This window comes from Acidiphilium rubrum (assembly GCF_900156265.1).
GTDB lineage: Bacteria > Pseudomonadota > Alphaproteobacteria > Acetobacterales > Acetobacteraceae > Acidiphilium > Acidiphilium rubrum.
In genome coordinates this window covers 1-10,830 of sequence record NZ_FTNE01000051.1, presented here as the reverse complement: position 1 = coordinate 10,830, position 10,830 = coordinate 1, and the positions used below count along the sequence as shown (strand labels likewise).

Sequence of the window (10,830 nt, the reverse complement as noted above, 5' to 3'; positions counted from 1 at the left end):
CTAAGGAAACTCTGAAAAAGTCCTTTACGATACGCTTTCGGTATGATTCACTGGGTTTGACAGAGAGGATGACCCTGGATGCAGCGCAGTTTTGCTGAGTATGACGGTTTCCGCAAACAGCGGAAGATCACCCGGCGGGACGTGTTTCTGGCGGAGATGGAGCGCGTGGTGCCGTGGCGGCGGCTGGAGGCACTGATCGAACCGCACTATCCGCTCGCCGGGCGAGGGCGCAAGCCCTATCGGTTGAGCACGATGCTGCGGATCCACTTGCTGCAGCATTGGTATGGCTATTCAGACCCCGGAATGGAGGAAGCGCTGCACGATATCCCCGCGCTGCGCCGCTTTGCGGGACTGGACGCGGGCGAGAGTCGCATGCCCGACGAGACGACGATCCTGAACTTCCGCCATTTGCTGGAGGCGCACCAACTGGCGGAAAGTCTGTTCCAGGAGGTTGTCTCGCTATTGACGGACCAAGGCCTGATCCTGCGCGAAGGCACCATTGTGGACGCAACCCTGATTGCCGCCCCGCCCTCGACGAAGAACCAAGCCCGCCAACGCGACCCGGAGATGACGTCGAGCAAGAAGGGCAACCAGTGGCATTTCGGCATGAAAGCGCATATCGGCGTCGATACGGCGCACGGCCTGGTGCATGCGCTGGAGGTCACGACCGGTAAGGTGTCGGACTACAGCATGGCGGAGACGTTGCTGCACGGCGACGAGCAAACGGCGCATGGTGACCGCGGCTACGCCGACAAAACGCGCGAGCCGGACCGTGTGCGCGAAGAGGACGAGGCTGGCCCGCGCTGGTTTGTGCCATTCAAGCGCACGAAAGGCTACGACACGACGCCTGAGCAGAAGCGGCTGAACCGGCTGATGGCAGCGCTGCGTTCGGCGGTCGAGCATCCGTTCCGGGTTCTCAAGCGCCAGTTCGGCCATACGAAGGTGCGGTATCGCGGGTTGTTCAAGAATGAGCAGCACCTATTCAGCCAGTTTGCGCTGGTGAACCTCTACATCGCACGGCGGGTGATCACACCGGCGGGTTGAGGGTCGGGGGCGAGTCTGTCCAGCGCCCGGAAAAAAGGCTCTGGAAGCCGCCCAAAAGTCCAAAATCGCTACGAATTTGCGCCGTCGGGTGGCCCAACACAGCCGTTGCCGGTCGATCACTGTTTGCACAACAGACACGATAGTGAAAAACTCGGCTGCTCAGAGGTTCCCTAAGGGCGGAGCCCTTAGAACCCGCTAGTTTTAGGCAAGGGGAGGGCGCTGCCTCGGTGGTTCAGTCGATCTGGCCTGGGGTCGCCCTCCCCTTACCTAAAACTAATGGATTTTAAAGGCTCCGCCTTTAACGGGGTCCAGGGGCAGAGCCCCTGGCCTTTCTTGCTCCAAGCGCCCCCGCATTGACGCCATGCGCACCGGGTCGCATGGATTGAGTGTTTGTGGAGGGGTGATGGTATGGCGGCGCGTGAGCGGGTTTCGGGCCAGCGGATCGGCATGATGTTGACGGCGTTTCTGATGGTTGCGTTGATCGGGGTGTTTGCGACGTATGCGGCGCCGATTCCGGGGGTGCGGGGTGTGATTGTCGAGGCGGCGATCGCGCAGGCGGCGGCTTCGGGCGATGCGGGGGCGATGCGGGCGGCGTTGGTGGCGACCAAGCCGTTGCTGGGCGTCAGCGGTCAGCGGGTGCTGGCGGGTCTGGCGCCAGACCGTGCCGGCATGGCGCGGGCGGCCGGGCTGTTGCGGGTTGATGCGCAGGCGGCGAGTGTATTGGTATCGTATCGGTTGCGATTGATGGTGATCGTGATCGGTATTCTGGCGGCGTTGTTCGGCATTGCGTTTTTGGGCATTCGTGACAGCCAGCCGACGGCGACGATCATGCAGGTGAACAAATCATGAGCCGGATTGCGTATGTGAACGGGCGGTATGTGCCGCACAACGAGGCTGCGGTCAGCATCGAGGATCGCGGGTATCAGTTCGGCGACGGGATTTACGAGGTCATTCATATCCATGAGGGCCGGTTCGTCGATACCGATCTGCATTTGAGCCGCCTCGCGCGGTCGTTGCGCGAGGTTTCGATTGCGCCGCCAATGAACGATGCCGCCTTGCTGGTGGTCTTGCGTGAGGTGGTGCGCCGCAACCGGGTGAACGAGGGCATTGTCTATATGCAGATCACGCGCGGCGTCGCCCGGCGCGATCATGCGTTTCCCAAGGGTATCGCGCCGGCGCTGGTGGTCACCGCGCGGCACGGCACTGCGTTTCCGCGCGATATCAAGGCCTGGGCGGGCACGGCGATCACGGTGCCGGACATTCGCTGGGGCCGGTGTGACATCAAGACGGTCAATCTGCTGCCAAATTGCCTGGCCAAGCAAAAGGCGCGCGAGGCCGGGACCTATGAGGCGATTCTGATCGACGGGTCGGGCGGTGTGACCGAGGGATCATCGACCACGGTCTGGGCGGTGGATGCGAATGGCGTGCTGCGCACCCGGCATCTCGACGATCATATCCTGCCGGGCTGCACCAGGGCGGCGTTGTCGGCGCTGCTGGCGGACAACGCGATCGCGTTCGAGGAGCGCGGCCTGACCGAGGCGGAGTTTCGCGCCGCGCGCGAGGTGTTCCTGACCAGCGCCACATCTTACGTCAAACCCATTGTGCGGGTCGATGGCGTGGCGGTGGGCGATGGCGCGCCGGGCCCGATCACCACGCGGTTGTTCGGCCTGTTCGCCCGCCATGCGGATGGGGCTGCGCATAATCATGCCCCCCGCCTTGCATCCGCCGCAGGAATCGGATGAAACGCCCCCATGACCGATCATGAAGCCCAAACCAAGCCGCATTACCGCCGCGTCCTGCTGAAAATCTCGGGCGAGGCCCTGATGGGCAAGCGCGATTACGGGCTCGACACCGAAACCGTCGCGGCGATCGCGCAGGACGTGGCCGATGTGGTGGCCACCCGCGCGGAGGTTTGCCTCGTGATCGGCGGCGGCAATATTTTTCGCGGCATTTCCGGCGCCGCCGGCGGCATGGACCGCGCCCAGGCCGACTACATCGGCATGCTCGCCACCGTGATGAACGCGCTGGCCATGCAATCGGCCCTCGAAAAATGTGGCGTGCCGACGCGGGTGCAGTCGGCCATCCCGATGGCGGCGGTGTGCGAACCCTATATCCGCCGCCGTGCCGAGCGGCACATGGAAAAGGGCCGGGTGGTGATTTTCGCGGCCGGCACCGGCAACCCGTTTTTCACCACCGATACCGCGGCAGCCCTGCGTGCCACCGAAATGAAATGCGACGCGCTGTTGAAGGGCACCCAGGTCGATGGGGTCTATTCCGCCGATCCGCGCAAGGTGGCGGATGCCGAGCGCTATCAGGAACTGTCCTATCTCGAGGTTCTGTCGCGCGATCTGACGGTGATGGATGCCGCCGCGATCAGCATTGCACGTGAGAACGATCTGCCGATCATCGTCTTCAACATCCGCGCGCCGGGCGCCTTTGCCGCGGTGATGCGCGGCGAGGGTAAATTCACCCGTATCGTGGAACAGCACTAGGATGGCCGCCATGCCCACCGATCTTGAGAGTATTTCCGCCGATCTGTCACGCCGGATGGATGGCGCGATGGACACGCTGAAACGCGATTTCTCCGGCCTGCGCACCGGGCGCGCCAACCCGGCGTTGCTCGAACCGGTCAAGGTCGAGGCCTATGGCACGATGATGCCGCTCAACCAGGTTGCGACCATCGCGGTGCCGGAATCGCGGATGCTGACGGTGCAGGTGTGGGATCGCTCGATGGTGAACGCAACGGTCGCCGCGATCCGCGACTGCGGCCTCGGCCTCAATCCGCAGCCGGATGGGCAGATGATCCGGGTGCCGCTGCCGATCCTGACCGAGGAGCGCCGCAACGAGCTTGCCAAGGCGGCCGGCAAATATGCCGAAGGTGCCCGCATCGCGGTGCGCGGCGTGCGGCGCGACGGCATGGAGACCATCAAAAATCTGGAAAAAAAGAGCGAGATCGGCGAGGACCAGATGCGCGACTGGTCGGACGCGGTGCAGAAGCTGACCGATGCGATGATCAAGCGGATCGATGAATTGTTGGTTGAAAAAGACAAGGATATCCGTCAGGTCTGACGACACCGATGACCAGCCAGAACCCGCCGCTCACCCCGCGCCACATCGCCATCATCATGGATGGCAATGGTCGCTGGGCCGCGCGCCGGGGCCTGCCGCGCGCCGCCGGCCATCGTGAGGGGGTGCGCGCCGTGCGCCGCACCATCGAGGCGGCGATCGAGCATAATGTGCGCTGGCTGACGCTGTTTGCGTTCTCATCGGAAAACTGGCGCCGTCCGGCCGAGGAAGTCACCGACCTCACGTTTCTGCTGCGGCACTATCTGCGCTCCGAACTCAACGAACTGGCCGAGGCCGGGGTGCGGTTGCGGGTGATCGGCGAGCGGGATCGGTTCGGCCCCGCGCTCGAGGCCGAACTCGCCGCCGCCGAAACCCGCACCGAAGGCAATGAGCGCCTGAACCTGGTGATCGCGCTGTCCTATGGCGCGCGGGCCGAAATCGTGGCCGCCGCGCGGCGGATCGCGCGTGAGGCCAAGGCCGGCACGCTCGACCCGGCCTTGCTCGATGAGGATAATTTCACCGCGCATCTCGCGACGGCGGGCATGCCGGACCCCGATCTGGTGATCCGCACCAGCGGTGAGCAGCGGTTATCGAATTTCCTGCTGTGGCAGGCCGCCTACGCCGAACTGATTTTCGATGACGCGCTGTGGCCCGATTTCGGTGCCGCCAATCTGGCCAGCGCGATTGCGGAATATGCCCGCCGCGAACGCCGGTTCGGTGCCCGCCCCGCCATGCCCGCCCCGGTGAAATGAGCACGCAACTGGCCCCCCCGAAAACCCGCAGGGCCCGGTTTCAGGATCTTGGCTTACGCACCGCCTCGGCCGCCGTGCTCATTCCGGTCGCGCTGCTCGGGCTCATTCTGGGCGGATTGGTCTGGGATGCGCTGATCGCGGTGTTCTTCATCGGCCTGTTGCGCGAGTGGCGCGCCCTGAGCCATTTCGAGGCGCCGCGCACGCGCAACCGGTTTCTGCTGGCCGGCCTCGCCTATGCCGCGCTGCCCGGTCTTGCCCTGCTCTGGCTGCGCAACCGGCCGGATGTCGGGCTCGATGACGTGCTGTTCCTGCTGCTGGTGGTCTGGATGACCGATATCGGCGCCTATATCGTCGGGCGTCTGGTCGGTGGCCGCAAGCTGGCGCCGGCGATTTCGCCGGGCAAGACGGTCAGCGGCGCGATCGGCGGTTTGCTGATCGGCATGCTCGCCGGCATGATTTTCGCCGGCGGCCCGCTCGGCCTGTTGCCGGCGGCGGCACTTTCGCTGGTGTCGCAGCTTGGTGACCTCGGTGAGAGCGCGCTGAAGCGCCGCCTCGGCGTCAAGGATTCCGGCAACACGATTCCCGGGCATGGCGGCCTGTTCGACCGGCTCGACGGCGTTCTGGCCGCCGCCCCGCTCGCCGCCCTGCTCGCTCTGCTCGCCCAAGGAGGACTTCCGCTATGGCGGTGAAAACCATTTCGATCCTCGGTTCCACCGGCAGCGTCGGCACCCAGACGATCGATCTGTTGCTGGAAACGCCGGATGCCTACCGGGTCAACGCGCTGATCGCGGGCAGCAACGCCATGCTGCTGGCCGAGCAGGCCCGCGCGCTGCGGCCGGATGTTGCGGTCATCGCCAATGAATCGGCCTTCCCTGCGCTGCGTGATGCGCTGTCCGGCACCAATATCCGCATCGCCGCCGGGCGGGATGCGGTGATCGGCGCGGCGGCGCAGGCGAGCGACTGGACCATGGCCGCGATCACCGGCACCGCCGGGCTGGAACCGACGCTCGCGGCCACCGCCAATGGCCGCGCCATCGCGCTCGCCAACAAGGAGGCGTTGGTGTCCGCCGGCGATGTGTTTCTGCGCGCGATTGCGGATGCCGGGGCGATGCTGCTGCCGGTCGATTCCGAACATAACGCGATTTTTCAGTCCCTGGCCGATGGCAACCGCCATGTGCTCGAAAAAATCATCCTCACGGCATCCGGCGGCCCGTTCCGCGAGGCCTCGCTGGCCGAGATGCGCGAGGCGACGCCCGAACGCGCGCTGAAACATCCGGTCTGGTCGATGGGCGCGAAAATCAGCATCGATTCCGCGACCCTGTTCAACAAGGGGCTCGAAGTGATCGAGGCGGCGCGGATTTTCGATCTGACGGCAGCGGAAATCGAGGTGCTGATCCACCCGCAATCGGTGATCCACGGCATGGTCTGCTACCGCGATGGCTCGGTGCTCGCGCAGATGGGCGCGCCGGACATGCGGATTCCGATTGCGCATACGCTCGCCTGGCCCGCGCGGATTGCGACGACATCGCCCCGGCTCGACCTTGCCGCGGTGGCGCGGCTCGATTTTGCAACACCGGATCCCGGCCGCTTCCCCGCGCTGCGCCTTGCGCGGGAGGCGTTGCAGGCCGGGCAGGGGGCATCGACCGTGCTGAACGCGGCCAATGAAATCGCGGTGGCGGCGTTTCTGGCCAAGCGGATCGGCTTTCTCGACATCGCCGCCATCGTGGAGGCTGTGATGCAGCGGCTCGGCGCGCCGCCGATCGCCGACCTTGCGGCGGTGCTGGCGCTCGATGCCGAAGCGCGCGCCATCACGGAATCGGAACTTGGGGTGAAAAGAGCCTCCCGCGCGGCCTGAACATCCTATATAACGGAAGCATGATCGACCTCATCCGCTCGCTGGCCGCGTTCATCGTTGTGCTCGGCATTCTCGTCACGGTGCACGAACTCGGGCATTATCTCGTGGCGCGCTGGCGCGGGGTCGCGATCGAGACGTTCTCGCTCGGCTTCGGCCCGGCGCTGCTCTCGCGCACCGACAAGCACGGCACCGTTTGGAAACTCGCCGCCATCCCGCTCGGCGGCTACGTGCGGATGAAGGGCTGGGCCGAGCTGGGCGGCGAGACGACCGGCGAAGGGACGCCGGATAGTTTTCGCACCAAGTCGCTCGCCGCGCGCGCCGCCATTGTGGCGGCCGGGCCGGCGGCTAACATGCTGCTCGCCTTCGTGCTGTTCACCGCCATTTTCGCGACCGCCGGCGCGCCGACCGTGATGCCGGTGGTCAGCCAGGTGATGCCCAACACGCCGGCCGCCGCCATCGGCATCGCCAAGGGCGATCGCATCACCAGCATCGATGGCCAGAAGGTGAAGAGTTTCGAGGATATCGAAAAACTGATCAGCACCCGCCCGGATGATCGCATCGCGATCACCTATACGCATGACGGGATCGTGAAGGGGGCGAACCTGACCACCGCGTCGCACATGGTCGATGGCCAGCGGCTTGGTGAACTCGGCATCATGGGCGCTGACGTCAAACTGCGCCGGCTCGCGCCGCCCGCGGCGATCCGCGCCGGGGCGATCGAAACCTATGCCGCCGCCGCTGCGACGCTCGATGGGTTGTGGAACCTGGTGGCTCATCAGAAGGGTGTTAACAATCTCGGCGGGCCGATCCGCATCGCGCAGATTTCGGGTCAGGCCGCCTCGCTCGGGCTGGCCGATTTCGCCTCGTTCATCGCGCTGCTCTCGGTCAACCTTGGGCTGATCAATCTGGTGCCGATCCCCATTCTGGATGGCGGGCATCTGCTGTTCTACGCCGCCGAGGGTCTGTATGGCCGCGCGCTGCCGCGCAAGGCTCAGGAAATCGGCCTGCAGATCGGCGCGGCTCTGCTGGCGTCGCTGATCATTTTCGTGACCGTGCACGACCTTGCGCATGTCGGGCTGTTTCACTTCGTCTCGCATCTGTTGGGGTAGCGGCGGCGCGCTTGCGGGCGGGCGCAATAATATTCCGTATCCCGCGCGCTGCATGGCTCAGTATTACCGGATCAAGGTTGCCAATCGTCGCGTTTTCCCTCATGCGATCCCCCTGAAACCAGTCACGAACGCCCAAGGGAGTCTCGATATGCGTGTCTATTACGATAGCGATGCCGATGTGAACCTGATCAAATCCAAGAAGGTCGCGATCGTCGGCTATGGCAGCCAGGGCCATGCCCATGCGCTCAACCTCAAGGAATCCGGCTTGAAGGATCTGGCCGTTGCGCTGCGTCCGGGCTCGACCGCGATTGCCAAGGCCGAGGCGGCGGGGCTCAAGGTGATGTCGCCAGACGAGGCGGCGGCCTGGGCCGATGTGGTGATGATCTTGACGCCCGATGAAGGCCAGGGCGATCTCTATCGCGACAGTCTTGCCAAGAACCTCAAGCCGGGTGCGGCGATTGCGTTCGCGCACGGGCTGAACATTCATTTCAACCTGATCGAGCCGCGCGCCGATATCGATGTGTTCATGATCGCGCCGAAGGGCCCGGGCCATACCGTGCGTTCGGAATATCTGCGGGGCGGTGGCGTGCCCTGCCTGGTGGCGGTGGCGCAGGACCCGTCCGGCAATGCGCTCGACATCGCGCTGTCTTATGCCAGCGCGATCGGCGGCGGGCGGGCCGGGATCATCGAGACCAGTTTCCGCGAGGAATGCGAGACCGATCTGTTCGGCGAGCAGGCGGTGCTGTGCGGTGGGCTGGTCGAGCTGATCAAGGCCGGGTTCGAGACGCTGACCGAGGCGGGGTATGCGCCCGAGATGGCGTATTTCGAGTGTCTGCACGAGGTCAAGCTGATCGTCGATCTGATCTATGAGGGCGGCATCGCCAACATGAACTACTCGATCAGCAACACCGCCGAGTATGGCGAATACGTCACCGGCCCGCGCATGGTGACCGCCGAGACCAAGGCGGAGATGAAGCGCGTGCTCGATGATATCCAGAAGGGCCGCTTCACCCGCGACTGGATGCTGGAGAACCGGGTCAATCAGACCAATTTCAAGGCGATGCGCCGTGCCAATGCGGCTCACCCGATCGAGCAGGTCGGTGAGAAATTGCGGGCGATGATGCCGTGGATCAAGCAGGGCGCGCTGGTCGACAAGGCCAAGAACTGAGCCGTCGGTTGACCGGCGGCGCCAGAACGGCGTCGCGCTGATAAAAGTTTTTTGGTCCTTTTTTACAAAAAAGGACCGCCTACTTTCTATCGCCAGGGAGGACCACCGATGAAGATCGCCAAGGACGCCACCGAACTGGTCGGCAATACGCCGCTGGTCCGCATCAACCGCCTGGCAGCCGGTCTGCCGGGCAGCATCGTCGCGAAGCTGGAGTTTTTCAATCCGGCGAATTCGGTCAAGGACCGGATCGGCGTTGCGATGATCGAGGCGGCGGAGCGTGAGGGGCTGATCGATCAGGACAGCATCATCGTCGAGCCGACATCGGGCAATACCGGCATTGCGCTGGCCATGGTGTGCGCGGCGAAGGGTTATAAGTGCATCATCACGATGCCGGATTCGGTGAGCAAGGAGCGCCGCGCGGTGCTGCGCGGGTATGGCGCCGAGCTGGTGCTGACGCCGGGGGCGGAGGGGATTTCCGGGTCGATCAAGCGGGCGGAGGCGATCGTGGCATCCGGGCCGCATTACTTCATGCCGCAGCAATTCACCAACCGGGCCAACCCTGCGATCCATAAGCGGACCACCGCGGAGGAGATCTGGCGCGATACCGATGGGACGGCGGATATTCTGATCGCCGGTGTCGGCACCGGGGGTACGATGACGGGGGTGGGCGAGTTCATGAAAGCCCACAAGCCCGGGTTCCGCTGTGTTGCGGTCGAGCCGGATGCCTCGCCGGTGCTTTCGGGTGGCGAAAAAGGCCCGCATGGGATTCAGGGGCTGGGGGCGGGGTTCGTACCGGAGATTCTGAACACCGAGATTTACGACGAGATCATTCGCGTCACCAACGAGGATGCGATCGGGATGGCCCGGCGTGCGGCGCGGGAAGAGGGGCTGATGGTGGGTATTTCCTCGGGGGCGGCGCTGTGGGCCGCGATCGAGGTGGCGAAGCGGCCGGAGTCGGCCGGTAAATTGATCGTTGCGATCATTGCGTCCTATGGGGAGCGGTATTTATCGACGCCGCTGTTCGCGGGATTGACCGATTGATCGCCGCACTCGCGCATTTCGTTATCGCGACGATCTCGTCGCTGGGGTACGCGGGTATCGCGGTGCTGATGGCACTCGAATCGGCGTGTATTCCGATCCCGTCCGAGGTGATCTTGCCGTTTGCCGGGTATCTGGTCTCGACCGGGCGGTTCGATCTGTGGCTGGTCGCGATTGTCGGCGCGTTGGGCTGCAACATTGGCTCCACGATTGCCTATGCGGTCGGCTACGCCGGCGGGCGGCCGTTGGTGGAGCGGTTTGGGCGGTATATTCTGCTCGATCAGGCGGAGCTGACCCGGGTTGAGGGTTTTTTTGCGCGCTATGGGTCGGTCACGGTGCTGGTCAGCCGGATGCTGCCGGTGGTGCGGACCTATATTGCGCTGCCGGCCGGCATGGCGCGGATGAATTTCTGGAAGTTTCAAGCCTATACATTCATCGGGTCGTTGCCCTGGTGCCTGGCACTTGCCTATGTCGGGTTTCGGCTGGGCAAGGCGTGGGAGACTAACCCTCGGCTGCACGCGGTGATGCATGATTTCACGATTGCAACGGTTGCTGTGTTGGCGGGGTTGATCGTGTGGTATGGGGTGCGCGTCTGGCGCGGGCGGGCGCAGCGGGCAAGGTAGGTTTACGCATACCGTGATTTCGCACGCCTATTTAATTACGATATCGTAACGAATTAGGCGTGCGAAATCATGGCCCCTTCCGCCAGAGTTTTTTGACGTTGAAGGAGGGGACGAAGGGCTGGTGCCAAGGCGGTACGGGCGGTGGGGGTGGGCCGAGGATTTCGTGGAGTTGTTC

The 10,830-nt window shown here is 64.3% G+C and carries 12 protein-coding genes; all 12 read left to right on the top strand.

Annotation, left to right across the window (positions count from 1 at the left end):
- Positions 1-78 precede the first annotated feature (78 nt).
- The 12 genes from BW994_RS18140 to BW994_RS18085 all read left to right on the top strand — a co-directional run bounded on the left by BW994_RS18140 (position 79) and on the right by BW994_RS18085 (position 10,655).
- A complete protein-coding gene (locus tag BW994_RS18140; protein WP_029313732.1) occupies positions 79-1,044 on the top strand; it encodes an IS5 family transposase in 966 nt (321 codons plus the stop codon).
- Between the two features lie 408 nt (positions 1,045-1,452).
- A complete protein-coding gene (locus BW994_RS18135) occupies positions 1,453-1,893 on the top strand; it encodes a hypothetical protein (protein ID WP_029314047.1) in 441 nt (146 codons plus the stop codon).
- Positions 1,890-2,786, top strand: coding sequence for a D-amino-acid transaminase (locus tag BW994_RS18130; protein ID WP_029314048.1), 897 nt, complete (start codon positions 1,890-1,892; stop codon positions 2,784-2,786). The genes BW994_RS18135 and BW994_RS18130 overlap by 4 nt, the downstream gene beginning before the upstream one ends.
- Before the next feature lie 9 nt (positions 2,787-2,795).
- Positions 2,796-3,536 (top strand): UMP kinase, encoded by a 741-nt coding sequence (gene pyrH / locus BW994_RS18125; protein ID WP_029314050.1) that lies wholly within the window; start codon positions 2,796-2,798, stop codon positions 3,534-3,536.
- A 10-nt stretch (positions 3,537-3,546) separates the two neighbouring features.
- Complete coding sequence (frr, locus tag BW994_RS18120) at positions 3,547-4,113, top strand: ribosome recycling factor (protein ID WP_029314052.1); 567 nt, start codon at positions 3,547-3,549, stop codon at positions 4,111-4,113.
- An 8-nt stretch (positions 4,114-4,121) separates the two neighbouring features.
- Entirely contained in the window at positions 4,122-4,862 is a 741-nt protein-coding gene (locus BW994_RS18115; protein ID WP_029314054.1) for an isoprenyl transferase, read from the top strand.
- Positions 4,859-5,551 (top strand): phosphatidate cytidylyltransferase, encoded by a 693-nt coding sequence (locus BW994_RS18110; protein ID WP_029314055.1) that lies wholly within the window; start codon positions 4,859-4,861, stop codon positions 5,549-5,551. Before BW994_RS18115 ends, BW994_RS18110 begins: the two co-directional genes overlap by 4 nt.
- Positions 5,542-6,717 (top strand): 1-deoxy-D-xylulose-5-phosphate reductoisomerase, encoded by a 1,176-nt coding sequence (gene dxr / locus BW994_RS18105; RefSeq protein ID WP_029314057.1) that lies wholly within the window; start codon positions 5,542-5,544, stop codon positions 6,715-6,717. The genes BW994_RS18110 and dxr overlap by 10 nt, the downstream gene beginning before the upstream one ends.
- A gap of 20 nt (positions 6,718-6,737) precedes the next feature.
- Positions 6,738-7,826, top strand: coding sequence for an RIP metalloprotease RseP (rseP, locus tag BW994_RS18100; protein ID WP_029314059.1), 1,089 nt, complete (start codon positions 6,738-6,740; stop codon positions 7,824-7,826).
- Between the two features lie 148 nt (positions 7,827-7,974).
- The gene (gene ilvC / locus BW994_RS18095; protein WP_029314061.1) at positions 7,975-8,994 is read left to right on the top strand and encodes a ketol-acid reductoisomerase; all 1,020 of its coding nucleotides are present in this window, start codon (positions 7,975-7,977) and stop codon (positions 8,992-8,994) included.
- Positions 8,995-9,102: 108 nt separating this feature from the next.
- A complete protein-coding gene (gene cysK / locus BW994_RS18090) occupies positions 9,103-10,035 on the top strand; it encodes a cysteine synthase A (RefSeq protein WP_029314062.1) in 933 nt (310 codons plus the stop codon).
- A complete protein-coding gene (locus tag BW994_RS18085; protein WP_029314064.1) occupies positions 10,032-10,655 on the top strand; it encodes a DedA family protein in 624 nt (207 codons plus the stop codon). Before cysK ends, BW994_RS18085 begins: the two co-directional genes overlap by 4 nt.
- Positions 10,656-10,830: the final 175 nt, after the last annotated feature.